Raw genomic sequence first — 17,187 nt, 5'->3', positions numbered from 1 at the left:
CCCTGTCATTGTCCCACCAGCCCCTTGCGCTCAAGCAGGCGCAGCGCGATAGACAGTGACAGGGTGATCGCCAGGTAGAGCAGGGCGACCATCAGGTAGACCTCTAGCGCGGTGAAAGTGGTGGCGATATATATCTGTCCCTGGCGTACCAACTCACCCACCCCGATGACCGAGAACAGCGAAGTGTCCTTGATGCTGATGATGCCCTGGTTACCGAGCGCCGGGATCATGCGCCGGAAGGCCTGCGGCCAGATGATGTCGCGGAATGTCTGCACCCGCGACAGGCCGAGCGAAAGGCCTGCTTCGCGCTGTCCGCGCTCGATGGATTGCACGCCGCCGCGCACGATTTCCGAGATATAGGCGCCGGAATTGACGGCGATGGCGGCGATGCCGGCGACCAGCGCATTGATCGGACCGCCGAGGAGTTGCGGCAGGCCATAGAAGATGAACAGCACCTGGACCAGCACCGGTGTGCCCCGGAAAATCTCTATATAGACGATCGCGGGCCAGCGCAGCCACGCGCTCGGGCTGATCCGCAGCAGGCCGAAGAAGATGCCGATGAAGAACCCGATGGCGAGACCGCCGAAAGAGATCAGCAGCGTATAGGGAATGCCCGCCACGAGATGAGGAAGCGAGGCGAAGGCCGCCTGCCAGTCGAATCGGAAAGTGACGTCCAAGAAGGGCCTCCGTCAGAATACAATCAACGCTTTCCACGGAGTGGAGGGCAGACAGCGCAGCAGTTTGAATGACACGGGGCCGGATCGCCAGATCCGGCCCCGCATGATCGAGGCGCGGGCGTTACTCTTCGCTCGCGCTGCCGAACCATTTCGTATGGATTTCGTCGTAGGTGCCGTCTTCCTTCATGGCGGCGAGGGCTTCGTTCACGGGCTCAAGCCATTCGCTGTCCTTGACCAGAACGATGCCGTATTGCTGACCCTCGTAAAGCGGTCCGACCGTCTTGGCCCGGCCTTCGCCCTGGGTCTGCGAGAAATAGCCGACATTGGGCGCGTCGTAGAAGACGGCATCGGCGCTTCCGCCAAGCAGGGCCATATACATGTCGCTGGAACCCGGATAGGGCGTGATCTCGGCGCTGTCGCCGAGGTTTTCCTGAAGGTAATCGAAGCTGGTCGAGCCGATCTTGGTGGCGACGGTCTTGCCCTCGAGATCCTCGACAGTCGCGATGCTGTCGTCATTGGCGCCAACCAGCAGGCGCAGGCCGCTGTCATAATAAGGAGTCGAGAAATCGACGATCTTGGCGCGCTCCTCGGTGATGGTGATCCCGGCGATGGCGATATCGACATTACCGGTCTGCACGGCGGGAATGATGCCGTTGAAGTCCATGGTCCGCAGGTTGATTTCGAAGCCGGCCCGTTCGGCAACTTCGTTTATGATGTCAATGTCGAAACCGACCATTTCGCCGGAATCCTGATCCATCATTTCGAATGGCACAAAGCTCGGGTCCGTGACCACGTCCAGGGCCTGGTCCTGAGCATTGGCCATACCGGCAAGACCCAGACCCACGCCAAAGCAGGAAAGCAGCATTACCGTTTTCAATGGGTGTTTCATAGGTCTTCTCCCTTAACCTGAATGTCCTTTAATCCCGGCCACTATGTCGGGCCGCTACTGGAGCGTCAAGCTGACTGGGCGGGCCCGGCCGGGATTGCCGCTGAGGCCCCTGCCATCATGTCCCTGCAAAATCCGAGCATGGAAGAATGATCATACCGCCTTTTCAGGAAATATGGCGCTGGTTGCCCCCGCCATATCCGAGATCGGACGAAAGATTGCGTGTAAATTCCAGCAAGGATGTAACGACAGGACCATCCCGGTTCAGATCGGTCAGCCTGCTTGGACCAATGACAGTAACCGAAAGCTGCAATGCCCCGGTATGATCATAAACCGGGGCGGCAACGGCACTCACACCCGGGATCGGGATGTCGGCGGTTATCTCGTAGCCCATCTCGCGGATTTCCCGAACGCGGGCACGGAACCATTCCTCGGTGATGCCAAAAGAATGAACGTCATGGTTGTTATGCGCGGCAAATTCCGCGGTGATCCGGTCCTCGGTCGCCTCGGTGGGCAGGAAGGCGGCAAACAGGCGGCCTGTGGCGGTGATGCCGAGTTCGAATATATTGCCCGGCTTCACATAGGAATGAATCCTTCGCGGGCTGTCATGGACATAGACAATCGTCGTGCCGTGCTGACCCCAGACCGCGATTGCCACCATCAAACCGGTTTCTTCGGCGAGTTCCGGCACGCGCCGGATCGTCTCCATATACGCATCCTGATTCCGCAGCCGCGCCAGCCCGAGTTCCAGCGCGAAAGGGCCAAGGGCATATTGCGTGCCCTCGACCTGCTCGACGAGCCCGGTATTGCGGAAACTGACCATGTAGGGGTGCAGTTGCGACGCCGCGATGCCGACACGATTGCTGAGCTCGCTCAGTTTCATGGGGCCGGCGGCCTCGGTGAAGGCGCGCAGGATCATTGCCGCCGTTTCGACGGTCTGAACGCCTCTTTGCGCCCTGGCGGGTTTCCTGCCGCCTGTATGGTCCGAATTGGCTATTGTCCGATCCTCATGCTGGAAATCCGATCAGGCTATCCCTGCTTTTCGCGGGCGGCAACCAAGTGGCGCTATTCCAACCGTATGATGGGGCAGAGGGACACTGTTCAATCATTTCCCCCTGCCATGTGACGGGCCGCGATCCAGCCGAAGGTGACTGCCGGGCCAAGTGTGATGCCACCTCCGGGATAATTGCCACCCATGATCGAAGCGGCGTCATTGCCAACGGAATACAGCCCCGCGATCGGCTGTCCTTCCGGGGTGATGACCTGTGCGTTTTCATTGGTCCTGAGACCCGCGTAGGTGCCAAGATCGCCCACATGCAGCCGCACGGCGTAGAACGGACCGTCCTTGATGGGCGCAAGGCAGGGATTCGGGCCATGGTCCGGATCACCGAGCGAGCGGTTGTAACTGGTCGTGCCCTTGCCGAATTCGGGATCTTCTCCGCTGACGGCATATTCGTTGAACCTGCTCACGGTTTCATCCAGCTGTCGCGCATCGGCTCCGAACTGTGCCGCCAGATCCTGCAATGTCTCGCCGCGCAGCAGATAGCCATCTTGGATCAGCTTGCCATAGGGAACCGGGGCGGGTTTCGCGAAACCCAGGCCGTATTTGCGGAAGGCGCGATGATCGGTGATGAACCATGCGGCGATCTCTCCATCCGGGCCGGATTCCTCGCGGCAGCGCCTGACCATGGCCTGACAGAAGTCATGATAGCTGTTTGCCTCGTTTACGAAGCGACGGCCCGAACGGGTGACGGCGATGACGCCGGGTTTCGAACGATCCACGAAATGCGGAAAGGTGCCGAGCGTGCCATCCGGGCGGCGCGGACGCGAGATCGGCACCCAAGCGGCCGGATGCGGCAGAGAGGTATCCACGGTCGCGCCGACGCTTTCGCCAAGCCGCAGCCCGTCCCCGGTATTGCCGGGCGGGGCGGGCGAGACATGTTCATAGCCTGTCGGTGCGTGCGGCATCAGCATCTTGCGGCGGATCGGATCCTGCGGAAAGCCTCCGGCGGCCAGCACCACGCCCTTGCGCGCGATCACCTCGACCGGGCCGTCCGGCTTCTGGATGCGCGCGCCGGTGACTGCCCCCTTGTCGTCGCGCAAAAGTTTCAGGGCGGGCGATGAGGTCCAGATCTCTCCTCCCTTGTCAAAGATCGATTTCGCCAGCCGCCCGACCAACGCGTTACCGTTCATCAGCCGCATCGGGCGGCCATGGAACGCCATGTCGCGCAGGAATTTCAGGAACAGCCTGCCCACGTAAAAGGCCGACACGGGTGAGCGCATCACATTGAAGAAATGCAGAAGTTCCTTACCCGAGCCTATCATCATCCCCAGGAAGGTGATCTCCTGCAAAGGCGGGCGGAGGCGGCGGATCTCGTCGCCCAGTTCACGCCCGTCGAACGGTTTGGCCACGATCGAGCGCCCCCCATCCATGCCACCCGGCGCGGTCGGGTGGTAATCGGCAAAAGTCGGGCCAAGATCGAATTGCAGCGAGGTCTCGGCTTCGTAAAAATCCACGGCTTTCGGCCCGGCATCCAGAAAGGCGTCGATCCTCGCGGCATCAAAATGCTCTCCGGTTTCGTGTTGCAGATAGGTCCGCGCCTTCTCGCGGCTGTCCTGCACGCCGGCGCGGCGGGCGGGAGCATTGCAGGGAATCCACATCCACCCGCCGGAACGCGCGGTGGTGCCGCCGAAGACCGGCTCTTTCTCGGTGACGATGACCGACAGGTTCCGATATGCGGCCGAAACCGCCGTGGCCAGCCCTCCCGCACCCGAACCGATGACCAGAACATCGGTGTCGATCCGGCGCGGCGGGGTGATATGCTGAATTTCGCTATCCTGCATGGTGTGAATCCCTTGTCTCAAGCGGCCAGATAGCCGCCATCCACCGGCAACAGCGCGCCGGTCACATAGCTGGAGGCATCCGAGGTCAGGAACAGGACGGGCCCGACCAGCTCTTCCGGTTTGCCGGGGCGGCGCATGGGGGTATGCGCCATGAAGCGCCCGATGGCCTCCGGATCGGCGCGTGTAGGGGCCGTCATCGGGGTTTCGATCACGCCGGGAGCGATCGCGTTGACGCGAATTCCATCGGGCGCAAGGTCATGCGCCAATGCCTTTGTCATCTGCATCACCGCCCCTTTCGAGGCGGCATAGGCTGTCTGCCCCGGCCCGGCGATCACCGACATGATCGAGGCGAGATTGACGATTCGACCCCGCGTCGCGCGCAGCTGCGGCAGGAAGGCTCGAATCATCTGCATCGTCCCTGTCGCATTGACCGCCATGATCGCCCGCCAATCCTCGGCAAAGCTGGTTGCGTCCGGTTTGGTGCGCCGGATGATCCCGGCATTGTTGACCAGGATCGAAGCGTTTCCGAAATGCTGGGCAATCTTTTGTGCGGCGTTCAGGCAGGACGCCTCATCCGCGATATCCAGGTGCAAGGGTAATGCCTCGCCACCATTCGAGCGGATCTCGTCGGCCAGTTCCTGCAGCGGTTTATCCTGAATATCGCAACAAGCGACCCTTGCTCCCGCTCTTGCGAGTCCTTGGGCGATGGCTCGGCCATTGCCTTGCGCCGCCCCTGTCACGACGGCCGTTTGTCCTTGAATTTCCAGCATTGTCTCTTGGCCTCCCCAGTTTCCGAGCATTCTGTCCCTTGGCCGCAAGGGGCCGGGTCGTCTCATTCGAGATAGCAAAAAATTTGTATATTGCAAATGAATTTGTAATAAGCTAAAAAGCTTGAAGCGGAGGGCGGCATGCGCTCTGTCAAAATCGTCTGTGGGAGCGGGCGCTGATCTGGGAGGAAGCAATGAGAAATTCGGTCCTGGCCTCGATTCTGGTGGCAAGCTGCAGCTTCGCTACCTGGGCAAGCGGAGAAAGTTATGATCTGCAAAGCGTCTTTGGGCTCAATACCCCTTCTATCGGACCCAGCCCCGGGCTCTGGGCCGAGCGGGTTTCCCGCGCAACCAATGGCGAGGTCACGATCAATGTGCATGGCGCGGGGGATTTCGTCCCGCCCTTCGAGGTGTTCGGCGCCGTCAGTTCTGGCGCTCTGCCCATGGGCTTCGACTGGATAGGCTACTGGTCCGAGCAGATCCCGGTTGCAGGCCTGGTCGGCGCGATGCCCTTTGGTCCATCACCCGAGGTTGCGCTTGGCTGGATGTTCGAGGGCGGCGGGCTCGAGATCATCCAGAAGGCTTATGACCCCTTCAACGTCAAGGTTTTGCCCTGCCATCTGGTCGTCTCCGAGGCTGGAGGCTGGTTCACCAAGGAAATCAGCGGCGTTGACGATCTCAAGGGGTTGAACATGCGGATTGCCGGGCTTGGTGGGCTGACCATGGCCAAGCTGGGCGTCAACACCCAGCTTGTTCCGGCAGGAGAGATTTATCTGAGCCTTGAGACCGGACGTATCGACGCGGCGGAGTTCTCGGCCCCGCAACTCGATCTCGGGCTGGGTTTCCAGAAAGTCGCCAAGACCTATTATTTCCCGGGCTGGCATCAGCCGTCCAGCTGGGACAGCATCATCATCAACATGGATGTCTGGAACAGCTTCGACGAGCGCACGCAGCAGATCATGACAGATGCCTGTCAGGCGAATATCGCCTGGAACCTGCATGACCAGATCGACGCTCAGGCAGAGGCGATCGCCGAGATCCGGGATGCGGGGGTAGAGGTCAAGCGCCTGCCCGACGATGTGCTGGCCGCGTTGCGGGACGCTTCGAAAGAGGTTCTGGCCGAGCAGGCAAAAGCCGATCCGATCTTTGCCGAGGCGCTTGAGTCGATGCAGGCCTATATCGACAGTGTGGGCGAGTGGGGCACCCTGCAGGCATTATCCCGCTGATCGCGCGCAACCGACCCGGAGGAGGCCCGATGCCGAGAATACTCACCCGCCTGATCGACTTGATATGCCTTCCGGGGAAATGGTTCAGCTGGCTGGTTCTGCCATTGATGCTGGCCATCCTGCTGACGGTGGTGGCCGCCATCTTTGGCTGGACCACCCTGATCGACTGGCCCGGGGAAATCTTTCTGTTCGGCCAGGCGCTGACCGTGAACAGCTTGACTGACATACAATGGTATATCTTCTCGCTGATCGTGCTGTTCGGCGGTGTCTGGGCTCTGCGTGACGGCAGCCATGTCTCGGTCGATGTGCTCGCCATGAAAATGACCGGGCGTCAAAAGGCCATGGTGCAGATAGTCGGGGACCTGCTGTTCCTGCTGCCGTTCTGCGCGATTACTGCCTGGTATGGCTGGGGTTTCGCAGAAACGGCGTGGAGCACCGGCGAGGGTTCCAGTCAGGGCGGGCTGGGTGCCCGGTGGCTGATCAAGGGGGCGCTGCCCGTGGCATTCGCCCTTTTGGGTCTGCTGGGTCTGCTGCGGGGCATTGGAACCGCTATCGTCCTGCTGCGCGGAGAAATCCCGGCGCAGGGGCCGGAGCATTCCGCGGTCGCGAAGGGCGCGGAAAATGGCTGAATATCTATGGCCGATCGTGATGCTGGTGGCACTTGGCTGCGGGCTGTTCTCGGGCTATCCGGTCGCTTTCGTGCTTGCCGGAATCGGGATCCTGCTATCGCTGTTGGCCGATATTCCGGTGCTGTTCCTGTCGATGGGCGTGCAACGTATCTATTCCGGCACATTGACCAACTGGCTGCTGGTGGCCATTCCGCTTTTCGTCTTCATGGGCCTGATGCTGGAGCGCTCCGGCATCGCGCAAAGACTGATGCATTCGCTGGCCGCCCTGTTCCGCTCTACCCCCGGTGGCTATGCCTTTGCGATCGCAATCATCGGCGTCATCATGGCTGCCTCGACCGGTATCATCGGCGCCTCGGTCGTGTTGATGGGCATGATGGCCATGCCAGCCATGCGTGGGGCAAATTACGACGTCAAGCTCGCCTCGGGCCTGATCGCGGCGTCGGGAACCCTGGGCATCTTGCTGCCGCCGTCGATCATGCTGATCATCCTGGCCGATCAGATGCGGCTTTCGGTCGGGGATCTGTTCATGGGAGCGATTTATCCGGGACTGCTGCTGGCCGGGATGTATTTCCTGTATCTGCTGGGTATTGCGCTGTTCGCACCTCACAAGATGCCTGCACCGCCACGCTCGGACGATGGTCCGGGAATGGCGCGGGCAATCTGGTCGCTGGTCCGGGACATGCTGGCGCCGCTACTGCTGATCCTCTCGGTTCTGGGCACGATCATCGCCGGAGTCGCCACCCCCACGGAATCCGCCGCCATCGGAGCCGCTGGTGCGACTCTGCTGGCGTTGCTGTCGGGTGGATTGAGCCTGAAATCCTTGCAAAGCGCCGTATTCGATACTTGCAAAACCACGGCGATGATCGTTTTCGTGATGATCGGGGCGTCCATCTTCTCGGTGGTGTTCCGGCGTCTTGGTGGCGACCAGATGATGATCGACATGTTCAGGATCGACGAAAGCAATCCCTACTTCGTGCTGTTCGTCATCATGGCGCTGATCTTCGTGCTGGGCTTCTTTCTGGATTGGGTCGAGATCACTCTGGTCGTGGTTCCCATCGTTGCCCCGGTGGTAGCGGCTCTGGATTTCGGTCTGCCGGGTGATCAGGTGATGATCTGGTTCGCGATCCTTCTGGCGGTGAATCTTCAAACCTCGTTTCTGACCCCACCCTTCGGCTATGCGCTGTTCTATCTTCGTGGGGTGGTGCCGGATCTGCCGATCGCCACGATCTATCGCGGCATCATGCCCTTCGTGCTGATCCAGATACTCGCGCTGATCCTCGTGATCCTGCTGCCTCAGATTGTGCTAAGCTTGCCAATGGCAAACCGGTAGGCTTCCCATCAACCCATCATCAAGGAGCATCCAATGGCCAAGCAATTTGCCTCCCATGGCGATCTGGAGGAAAAGAAGATCAGTTTCACCGGGATCGGCGAGGGATTGTTTGCCTTCACCGCCGAGGGCGATCCCAACTCCGGAGTCATTATCGGCGATGACAGCGTGATGGTGGTCGAGGCGCAGGCCACGCCGCGCCTTGCCCGCAAGGTGATCGAGGCGGTGCGTGGAGTGACCGACAAGCCGATCAGCCATCTGGTTCTGACCCACTACCATGCCGTTCGCGTATTGGGAGCCTCGGCCTACAACGCCCGGGAAATCATAATGTCGGAGATCTCGCGCGCGCAGGTCGTCGAGCGCGGGCAAGAGGATTGGGACAGCGAATTCGGACGTTTTCCCCGCCTGTTCCAAGGGCATGAGGAAATCCCCGGCCTGACCTGGCCCACGACGACCTTCCGCGACCGGATGACAGTCTGGCTGGGCAATCGCCGCGTCGATATCATACAGCCGGGACGGGCGCATACGGCGGGGGATGCGATTGTCTGGGTGCCCGATCAGGAGGTGATGTTCACCGGCGATATCGTCGAATATCACTCGGCCTGCTATTGCGGAGACGGGCATTTTGCGGATTGGGGGTGCACGCTGGACCGGATCATGGCCTATGATCCGGCTTCGATCGCGCCGGGGCGTGGCGATGCGCTGCTGGGCCGCGACATGGTTTCCAGGGCTGTGGCCAATACCCGCGATTTCGTTGACAGCACATATCGCGCCGTGGCCCGTATCGCCGCCGCCGGTGGCACGATCGAGCAGGCGGCGGCGGCCGTCCGCGCTGAATGCGACCCGAAATTCGGCGATTACGCGATCTATGAACATTGCCTGCCCTTCAATGTCGGCCGCGCATGGGATGAGGCCCGTGGCATAGATACCCCCCGCATCTGGACGGCCGAGCGCGACCGGATGATGTGGGACCTCCTGCAGAAATAGCGGAGTGGCGGCGGTGGAGCAGTTTCCGCATCCTCTTGTCGTACCCGTCATGAAAGTCACTTGTAACGGGCAGCACCGTGCTATCCGGTGCGATGCCGCAGATATGCAGAAGAGATGTGGATATTCCCGGGCGGAAATCTGCAGCCGCTGGCGGCCCGGCCAAAGTCGCCGTAAATCGGTCATGGCCATAGACGGCCATGGATTATCCCCACTATGCTTGCAGCATGAGTGAAATATCATCCCGTCCCTATGACGCCGACGATTTCAGCGCCTGTCTGGCAATATTTGACAGCAATTTGCCAACATATTTTGCACCGGAAGAGCGGGCGCAGTTTTGCGAGTTCCTGGAAAATCTCGGTATTCGGGGCAGGACCTATCTGGTGCTCACAGGCAACGGCTCGGTGGTCGCTTGCGGCGGGCTGCTTGCCGATGAAGTGCAGGGGCGGGCGTCTCTGGAATGGGGAATGGTAGATCATGCGCTCCATGGGCAAGGATTGGGGACCGGTTTGATGCAGGCCCGGCTGGCACTGGCGAACTCGATTCCGGGCATTGCCGAGTTGACGATAGAAACAAGCCAGCATTCTCGTGGTTTCTATGAGCGATTTGGCTTTACCCTCTCAAGGATCACACCCGACGGGTTTGGTCCAGGGTTAGATCGCTGGAGTATGGCGCTGCGCCTCTCCTAGACGCCGGCGCTGTTCACGCGATCAGTTCTTCACTCTCCAGTATCCGCCTTTCCCGTCTGCTGGTGCTGTCATACCGGGCCGCCAGTTATTCCGGGCTTTCGTATCGTCAGCAGGAGAAACCCCTTGAAGTTCTGGCCACTAGAGAGATTAGCTTCTCGAATCGACGGAACATGTGATCCGGCACTGCGCCGGACCAGGAGACCAGAGATGAAAGATGCGACGCGAAGGGAATGGGCGGTCAATGGCATGGATTGCGCTGCCTGCACCAGAAAGGTGGCGCAGGCGGTGGAGCGTTTGCCCGGAGTCAGCGATGTCAGGGTTGCGCTGATAAGCGAGAAGCTTTCGCTGATGCTTGAACCGGGCACCACCGATCCCCGCCGGGTCGAAGAAACCGTCCGCCGGTTGGGTTATGGCATTTGGCGACATGAGGAGAAGGCCACAGGCCATGGGGCAGGAATCCCGCCCGCGGTGGCGCATGACAGGTTCGCGTGTGGCGCACTCGCCGGACCGGGACTTGACCGTAGGTTTCATGCCGGGGCGGGGCATGGCGAGACGGAAAATATCCCACGGTGTTCCGAACCTGTCGATGCGGGCAAGGTCTGGCACCGGACTGGTAAGGACCGGCTGGTCGCTTTCGTCGGTAGTTTGCTGGCGCTGGCATGGGCTGTAGAAATCATGACATCGGCCAGTTATGGCTACTGGGCCTTTGTCGCCGCTGCTCTGATCGGCGTGGCGCCAGTGACGAAGTGCGCCACCGAGGCGCTGCGCACAGGCCAACCTTTCACGATCGAAAGCCTGATGACGATCGCGGCCGTCAGTGCAGTTTTTATCGGCCCAGCGGAAGAGGCGGCGCTGGTCGTCTTTCTCTTTGCCGTGGGAGAACTGTTGAAGGATGTTGCCGCCGGCAAGGCGCGTGAGGTCATCCGGGCGCTGGCGAACCTGGTTCCCAAGACCGCGTTTCTGAAAGAAGCAAGCAGATATCGGCGTGGCGATGAGTTCCTGGCATAACCGGACGCCGGATCACGATCCTGACCGATACCGGGGCATGGTGCTGGTTACGATGAGCGCCCTGTGGCTGTTGCGCTTCGATCAGGTCAGGGAAAGCTGACGGTGGCGGAAAGCGTCGATATCGATCGGGCCGGCACCGGCTTACCGGCTTGCGGCAGAGTCGGGCGACCGCGCATCGGACGCATTGTCCCGCGCTTGCTGATAGGCTGCGGTCAGATCGGCAAGGACGGATGAAACATGACGGCCATGGGCGCCACCAACCGGATCCTCGATATGGATCAGGCGCAACTCGTTCATGAACCGCTCCCACATTGACGCGCCTCCGTCCTCGAGAAGCCGTGCTCGAATGCCAAGCTCTTCACTGACCGGCAAATGCCTGCATCCCCAAGCGCCGATCATCGCGAGAACCGGCAACAGCTGGATTGCCGGTTCGGTCAGGCTGTAGATAGCTTTCTGGCTATGGCTGGGATCGTCCTGCCTGGCCAGCAACCCAAGGCCCACCAGGCGCCTGAGCCGCGCGGCCAGGATATTCGACGCGATTCCTTCCACGGAATGCGTCAGCAGTTCGCGAAAATGCCGGTGATTGCCGAACATGATGTCGCGGATGACGATCAGGCTCCACCGGTCGCCCAATACTTCCATCGTCAGGTTGATCGGGCAGCCAGACCGTCGCTCGATATCCAATTCACACCCTCCTCGAAAACCAGTTGCAAAATAAGATCAGTCATGCGATAGCACAACCAGTTGCTTCTTGCAATCAGATCAGGGGGAGGAATTTATCATGTCCAGACTTCGCGTTTGCTGTTTCAGCCTGTCGCTTGATGGTTTCGGCGCCGGTCCGAACCAAACCATCGACAACCCGCTTGGTGAAGGTGGTGAGGCCATGCACAAATGGGTGTTTCCGACCCGCAACTTCCAGAGGAAGGTGATGGGCAAGGAAGAGGGTACAAGCGGCCCGGACGATGATTTCGTGGCGCGCGGGTTCGACAATATCGGCGCCTGGATCCTGGGGCGGAACATGTTCGGACCGGTCCGGGGCGAATGGCCGGATGATGAGTGGAAAGGCTGGTGGGGTGACAACCCGCCCTATCACACGGATGTCTTCGTGCTCACGCATCATCCCCGCGAACCGATCAAGATGGAGGGCGGCACGGTCTTTCACTTCGTCACCGATGGCATCCATGCCGCACTCGAACGGGCCCGGGCCTCCGCCGGAGGCAAGGACGTGCGGCTTGGCGGTGGCGTTGCGACCATCCGGCAATATCTTGAAGCGGGGCTCGTCGACGAGATGCATCTTGCGATCAGTCCGGTTTTGCTCGGCAGGGGCGAGCATTTTTTTGCCGGGATCGACACGGCCAGTCTTGGTTTCCGCTGCACCGAGCATGTAGCCACGGAGAGCGCCACCCATGTTGTGCTGACCAGGTAGGTGATCGCCTGTCCCGTAGCGACCCGGGGCCAGTCAGGCTGCGGGTCGCTGCTCTTCAGGACAAAGAGTGCTGGGCTCGCGCCGGGACGATCAGGCGCGTGCCCGGAGCGGCACGCCGGGCGATCCAGATGAGATGCTGGCGGGCGAAGGCGATGCAGCCTTCGGTGCCATGACGGGGGCGGCGCCATTGATGCAGGAAGATGGCCGAACCCCATCCGGCGATCGCCTCGGGCCAGTTCCAGTCGGTGGTCAGGATCAGGTCGTATAAAGGGTCGGAACGACGCAGGCACTCGTGGCTGGCGGCAAGCGGCGCATGGGTATGACGGTTATAGGCGGGGTGGCCAGGGTCGTCGCACCACAAGTCGCCGGGACCGATGGGGCGTGCCCATGGGGCAGGGGCGGCAAGCCGGTCCGGGCGATACCAGAGGCCGGTGATCCGGTGCTCCCCGGCGGGCGTGGCCTTGTCGCCTTCCCGTTTGGCCGTGGTTATGCCGGATTTACCGATACTGCAGGGCAAAACACGCCCGAGAAAGCGGATTCCCCGGGGGGTCAATACCAAGTCTTGCGGACTCATAGGAGATGCCCGGATTTGCGGGCCTTGGTGTCGAGATAATCCGTGTTGAACCGGTTACGGGGCGTGATCAGCGCCACACGCTCGGTAACCCTGATGCCTTGTCCCTCCAGCATCTCGACCTTGCGGGGATTGTTGGTCATCAGCCGCACGCTGTCAAAGCCCAAACGCCGCAGCAATCCTGCGCCGATGCGGAAATCGCGCTCGTCATCCTCGAAACCAAGGCGATGGTTCGCCTCCACCGTATCGAAACCCTGATTCTGCAGGTCGTAGGCGCGCATCTTGTTGGCCAGGCCGATCCCGCGGCCCTCCTGGTTAAGATAAAGCAATACGCCGGCCCCTGCCTGTCCCATCGCGGTCAGTGCCGATTGCAGTTGCGGGCCGCAATCGCATTTCAGGCTGCCAAGCACGTCGCCCGTGAAGCAGGCAGAGTGCAGCCGGGTCAGAACGGGGGCGTCGCGGGGCGGATCGCCGATCTCGATCGCATAATGCTCGGCCCCGCCGTCATCTGGCCGGAATATATGGAGGCGCGAGTGCTCTGCCGCCAGAAGCGGCAACCGGGCGGCGGCGACCGGTGCCATCGCGGCCTCTCCGGCCAGTTGCGCCAGCACCGGTCCCGCCGCCAGAACCGTCAGGCCAGGCTGTGCCTTTGCGGGAACCATCAGCATTGCCGGTAAAAGCTGCGCCGATTTGGCCAGCGCGAGTGCCGCCTGATGGGGCTGGACCCCTCCACCACGTTGCGTGAGTAACGGTCCTTTCATCGGGGTCATAAGGTCGCCTGCCGGATCGGCCAGCGCCCTGAGCCAGGGCAGATCGCCATCTTCCGGCACCAGGACCCGTGCGAGACCGTCGTCATAGACCCGGGCCTTCAATGTCTCGGCCCGGCGGGCGGTCAGGGCCAGCACAGGCTGACCCAATGCGCGGATATCCGACAGCCGTTCCGCTGACAGTGTTTCGACCGCAGCAACGAGATGGTCGTCGATCATGACCGGCAGCCCCATGCGCAAATCAGCGCGGGCGCGAGAGACGGTTTCGGCGAGTGTTGGGATCAGGCTCATGGCTGGCGATTTTGAAACATTCTGAAACATAGCGCCTTATTCCGACAACTCCATGTGATAATTCCGACATGTTGCTGGACGGCGCGCTGGCTTGTCCCCACTCCTTTGCGCAATGACGCAAAGGAGGCAACATGCCTGGACTGAAAAAAATCCTGCTGGTCGATGACGAGGAAGACCTGCGCGAGGCTCTGGCCGAGCAATTGGCGGCCACCGATGACTTCGAAGTGATCGAGGCCGGAACCGGCGCCGAAGCGGTCGAAGCAACGAAGAATGCGATCTATGATCTGGTGATTCTCGATGTGGGGCTGCCCGATACCGATGGCCGCGAGCTGTGCAAGAAGCTGCGCAAGCTGAATGTCAAATGCCCGGTGGTCATGCTGACCGGGCATGACACCGATGCGGATACGATCCTTGGGTTGGATGCCGGGGCTAACGATTACGTGACCAAGCCGTTCAAGTTCCCGGTTCTGCTTGCCCGTCTGCGCGCCCAGCTTCGCACGCATGAGCAATCCGAGGACGCGATCTTCCAGCTTGGGCCCTATACTTTCAAGCCGGCGATGAAGATGCTGATCGATCAGAAGGATCGCAAGATCCGGCTGACCGAGAAGGAAACAAACATCCTGAAATTCCTTTATCGCGCACAGGATGGAGTCGTGCCGCGTGATATCCTGCTGCACGAGGTCTGGGGATATAATGCCGGTGTCACCACGCATACGCTGGAAACCCATATCTATCGCCTGCGCCAGAAGATCGAGCCCGATCCCTCGAACGCGCGGCTTCTGGTGACCGAATCCGGCGGCTATCGCCTGATTGCCTGATCCGGGGGCGGATGGAACCGATCAGGCAGCGTCGCGTTTTACTGCCGAAGCCCAATGGCCGGTGGATGCGGCCATACCTCTCTCTCTCTGATGCCCCGGTGCCCTGTGCGCCGGGGTTTCGTCTTGGCGGCAGCAATTCCGGGGAACCGGTCGGGCCTGCCGGGTGTTGACGTGTCAGGGCGGACAGGAGATCGGGAAATGGACTATGTATTCGGAATTGTCGTCTTCGTTCTGGATGTCTGGGCAATTGCGCAGATCATCAACACGAATGAGCCGATGAGCAAGAAAATCCTGTGGATTGCCATTATTGTCATTCTGCCGATCCTGGGCCTGATCATCTGGTATTTTGCGGGGCCCAGGTCGAACGTCTCTCTCTGAGACCGCTACCTGCGCAGATAGACGTAATAGGCCCCTTCGCCGCCATGCCGGTAGTGAGCCGGGGTGACCTGTTGAACCACCTTGGCCAGCGGCATCTGGTGCAGCCAGTAAGGCACCTGATGCCGCAGCGCTCCGGGCCGTGTCGGCAGGGGGCCGTGATCCCCACGCCCCTTACCGGTGATTACCAGAACCAGTCGAAGGCCATTCGCGTGACAGGACAGGATAAAACCGGCCAGTTCCGGTTGCGCCGCCGCGAGCGTCATGCCGTGCAGGTCAAGCCGTGCCTCCGGCCGCATCTTGCCTCGGGTCATGCGCTTGTGAAGCTTGTGGTCCATACGCAAGGACGCCTCTGTCAAGCTTTCGGCCGGGCTGGGCGCTTGGTTATGCGCGGTCTTTGAGGGCGAGATGGACTGCCCGATACGAAAACGCGGCAATCCGGCCGGCTCTGCAGCCGGTTTCGCATCGGAACCGGCGAGCGGTCCTGGCAAAGGATCGGAGGGTTTCCGGGGTGGGTGCAAGGCTTCGGCGGTGCGTGTTACACGGGACCATAGTTCCCGCTCTTCGGGCGTCAGCCCCCTGCGCCGCCGTGCCATCTTAGCCGGTCGCGACAAGCTGCCAGTTCGGGTCGTCCTGCCCCATGCGTCGGCTGAAGGTCCAAAGATCCCGCTGCTTGCGGGAAATCTTGGGATCGCCCTCAACGATTTTTCCATCCGCGTCGCGGGTCGCTACAATCAGTTCGGCCACGAACTGGACGGTGATTTCCGCGCTTCCCGAATTGCCGTCAAATTCGGCAGTGGATATCGAGATTTCGCGTGTTCCCAAATACTGTGCCTCGACTGTCTGACCCAGTTCGTTACGGGAATCGATGACCGACTGAAATGCGCTGGCAACCTCTTCGGCCAGGAATGGGCGAATCTCGGAAATGTCGCCTCGTTCGAATGCCAGCAGGATCATCTCATGCGCCGATCTTGCACCGTTCAGGAACTCGCGGACACCGAAGGACGGCTCCGCACGTTTCATCGCGGCCAGAGCGTCGGCGTTGGGACTGCCGGCCTCGACATGATCCGTAATGTCATGGTCGACTTCATTTGCGCTTCCGTCGATGACCTCGAATGTTCGACGGTCCGTTCGGGGAGGCTCGGTTTTGGTCGGTTCAAATCCGTCCCGGGTACCCAGCACATTGCGTAGCCGCAAAATCAGGAAAATCGCGATCGCGGCCAGTACAAGCAACTGGATCATCGGATTTGACATTCAGTGAACCTCAATTCTGTGCACATCGGTTGGTATCTTCAAGCTTCCCCATTATGTAGGGATTGAGCCGGGGCAAGTCCAGTTGCCGCCCTGGTCGGAAAGGGGTTCATATGTCGCTATTCTGGCTTTTCCTCGCTGTGCCGATCATCGAGATCGCCCTGTTCATTCAGATCGGCGGCCTGATCGGTCTGTGGCCGACGCTGGGTATCGTCGTGCTGACCGCAATCGCCGGGACCGCACTCCTGCGCAGCCAGGGCGCTCGCGCATGGGGCGAGGTGAACCGAAGCTTTTCCGAACTGCGTGATCCCACCCGCCCGCTGGCACATGGTGTCATGATCCTTGTTGCGGGCATGCTATTGCTGACGCCGGGATTTTTCACCGATACGGTCGGCCTGTTGCTGCTGATTCCCGGAATGCGGAATCTGGTCATGCGCAAGCTGGCCAGCCGTATTCATGTCGCGCACGTGAATATGGCCGGGTCCGCAGAACCGCGCGAGCCGCATCGTCCGCCCTATGGTGAAGGCGTGATAGATGGCGATTACGTTGTCGAAGACGAGCCGCGGCGAAAACCGCCGGTGCCGCCGGATATTTCGCCGTCGAATAATGAAAAGCGGGGGAATTCCGGCTGGACACGGCATTGAGACAAAA

20 protein-coding genes are annotated in these 17,187 nt (G+C 60.8%); 10 read left to right on the top strand and 10 right to left on the bottom strand.

The annotated features are described in order from the left end of the window. Positions 1-5: 5 nt before the first annotated feature. The 5 genes from C9E81_RS11460 to C9E81_RS11440 form a co-directional block, all read right to left on the bottom strand. Positions 6-677 carry an amino acid ABC transporter permease gene (locus tag C9E81_RS11460; protein ID WP_122112497.1) on the bottom strand — a complete coding sequence of 224 codons (672 nt, stop codon included), beginning with the start codon at positions 675-677 and terminating at the stop codon, positions 6-8. 121 nt (positions 678-798) lie between these two features. Next, on the bottom strand, positions 799-1,566 hold the full coding sequence (locus C9E81_RS11455; protein ID WP_122112496.1) for a transporter substrate-binding domain-containing protein: 768 nt from the start codon (positions 1,564-1,566) through the stop codon (positions 799-801). Positions 1,567-1,729: 163 nt separating this feature from the next. Then, a complete protein-coding gene (locus C9E81_RS11450) occupies positions 1,730-2,560 on the bottom strand; it encodes an IclR family transcriptional regulator (protein ID WP_279432714.1) in 831 nt (276 codons plus the stop codon). A gap of 104 nt (positions 2,561-2,664) precedes the next feature. Next, complete coding sequence (locus C9E81_RS11445; protein WP_122112494.1) at positions 2,665-4,407, bottom strand: FAD-dependent oxidoreductase; 1,743 nt, start codon at positions 4,405-4,407, stop codon at positions 2,665-2,667. Between the two features lie 17 nt (positions 4,408-4,424). Further along, positions 4,425-5,177 carry an SDR family NAD(P)-dependent oxidoreductase gene (locus C9E81_RS11440; RefSeq protein WP_122112493.1) on the bottom strand — a complete coding sequence of 251 codons (753 nt, stop codon included), beginning with the start codon at positions 5,175-5,177 and terminating at the stop codon, positions 4,425-4,427. Between the two features lie 191 nt (positions 5,178-5,368). On the opposite strand from C9E81_RS11440, the gene C9E81_RS11435 reads away from it, so the two are divergent. The 6 genes from C9E81_RS11435 to C9E81_RS11410 all read left to right on the top strand — a co-directional run bounded on the left by C9E81_RS11435 (position 5,369) and on the right by C9E81_RS11410 (position 11,037). Beyond that, positions 5,369-6,400, top strand: coding sequence for a TRAP transporter substrate-binding protein (locus C9E81_RS11435; protein WP_122112492.1), 1,032 nt, complete (start codon positions 5,369-5,371; stop codon positions 6,398-6,400). 29 nt (positions 6,401-6,429) lie between these two features. Further along, positions 6,430-7,029 carry a TRAP transporter small permease subunit gene (locus C9E81_RS11430; RefSeq protein ID WP_122112491.1) on the top strand — a complete coding sequence of 200 codons (600 nt, stop codon included), beginning with the start codon at positions 6,430-6,432 and terminating at the stop codon, positions 7,027-7,029. Next, positions 7,022-8,359 (top strand): TRAP transporter large permease, encoded by a 1,338-nt coding sequence (locus C9E81_RS11425; protein WP_122112490.1) that lies wholly within the window; start codon positions 7,022-7,024, stop codon positions 8,357-8,359. Before C9E81_RS11430 ends, C9E81_RS11425 begins: the two co-directional genes overlap by 8 nt. 33 nt (positions 8,360-8,392) lie before the next feature. Further along, complete coding sequence (locus tag C9E81_RS11420) at positions 8,393-9,343, top strand: MBL fold metallo-hydrolase (protein ID WP_122112489.1); 951 nt, start codon at positions 8,393-8,395, stop codon at positions 9,341-9,343. Positions 9,344-9,567: 224 nt separating this feature from the next. After that, a complete protein-coding gene (locus C9E81_RS11415) occupies positions 9,568-10,029 on the top strand; it encodes a GNAT family N-acetyltransferase (RefSeq protein WP_122112488.1) in 462 nt (153 codons plus the stop codon). A gap of 207 nt (positions 10,030-10,236) precedes the next feature. Then, entirely contained in the window at positions 10,237-11,037 is an 801-nt protein-coding gene (locus C9E81_RS11410; protein WP_122112487.1) for a cation transporter, read from the top strand. A 141-nt stretch (positions 11,038-11,178) separates the two neighbouring features. Here C9E81_RS11410 and C9E81_RS11405 read toward each other — a convergent pair whose 3' ends face one another. Further along, positions 11,179-11,721 carry a winged helix-turn-helix transcriptional regulator gene (locus tag C9E81_RS11405; protein WP_122112486.1) on the bottom strand — a complete coding sequence of 181 codons (543 nt, stop codon included), beginning with the start codon at positions 11,719-11,721 and terminating at the stop codon, positions 11,179-11,181. Between the two features lie 97 nt (positions 11,722-11,818). On the opposite strand from C9E81_RS11405, the gene C9E81_RS11400 reads away from it, so the two are divergent. Further along, complete coding sequence (locus C9E81_RS11400; protein WP_122112485.1) at positions 11,819-12,463, top strand: dihydrofolate reductase family protein; 645 nt, start codon at positions 11,819-11,821, stop codon at positions 12,461-12,463. A 55-nt stretch (positions 12,464-12,518) separates the two neighbouring features. On the opposite strand, the gene C9E81_RS11395 is transcribed toward C9E81_RS11400, so the two are convergent. After that, on the bottom strand, positions 12,519-13,037 hold the full coding sequence (locus C9E81_RS11395) for a L,D-transpeptidase family protein (protein ID WP_122112484.1): 519 nt from the start codon (positions 13,035-13,037) through the stop codon (positions 12,519-12,521). Beyond that, complete coding sequence (gene ribA, locus C9E81_RS11390; RefSeq protein ID WP_122112483.1) at positions 13,034-14,092, bottom strand: GTP cyclohydrolase II; 1,059 nt, start codon at positions 14,090-14,092, stop codon at positions 13,034-13,036. Before ribA ends, C9E81_RS11395 begins: the two co-directional genes overlap by 4 nt. Before the next feature lie 131 nt (positions 14,093-14,223). On the opposite strand from ribA, the gene C9E81_RS11385 reads away from it, so the two are divergent. Beyond that, positions 14,224-14,910, top strand: coding sequence for a response regulator transcription factor (locus tag C9E81_RS11385; RefSeq protein WP_122112482.1), 687 nt, complete (start codon positions 14,224-14,226; stop codon positions 14,908-14,910). Between the two features lie 198 nt (positions 14,911-15,108). Then, entirely contained in the window at positions 15,109-15,288 is a 180-nt protein-coding gene (locus C9E81_RS11380; protein WP_122112481.1) for a PLD nuclease N-terminal domain-containing protein, read from the top strand. Positions 15,289-15,293: 5 nt separating this feature from the next. Here the strand turns inward: C9E81_RS11380 and C9E81_RS11375 are convergent, their stop codons facing one another. Then, the gene (locus C9E81_RS11375) at positions 15,294-15,881 is read right to left on the bottom strand and encodes a Smr/MutS family protein (RefSeq protein ID WP_122112480.1); all 588 of its coding nucleotides are present in this window, start codon (positions 15,879-15,881) and stop codon (positions 15,294-15,296) included. A gap of 1 nt (position 15,882) precedes the next feature. Further along, positions 15,883-16,539 (bottom strand): Tim44/TimA family putative adaptor protein, encoded by a 657-nt coding sequence (locus C9E81_RS11370; RefSeq protein WP_122112479.1) that lies wholly within the window; start codon positions 16,537-16,539, stop codon positions 15,883-15,885. A gap of 110 nt (positions 16,540-16,649) precedes the next feature. On the opposite strand from C9E81_RS11370, the gene C9E81_RS11365 reads away from it, so the two are divergent. Next, a complete protein-coding gene (locus tag C9E81_RS11365; RefSeq protein WP_122112478.1) occupies positions 16,650-17,180 on the top strand; it encodes an FxsA family protein in 531 nt (176 codons plus the stop codon). The last annotated feature ends 7 nt before the right edge of the window (positions 17,181-17,187 follow it).

The sequence above is a fragment of the Paracoccus alkanivorans genome, from assembly GCF_003697785.1.
Lineage (GTDB): Bacteria > Pseudomonadota > Alphaproteobacteria > Rhodobacterales > Rhodobacteraceae > Paracoccus > Paracoccus alkanivorans.
Note: the sequence above shows the minus strand (reverse complement) of the source record. Positions and strands in the feature narration are given on the sequence as shown.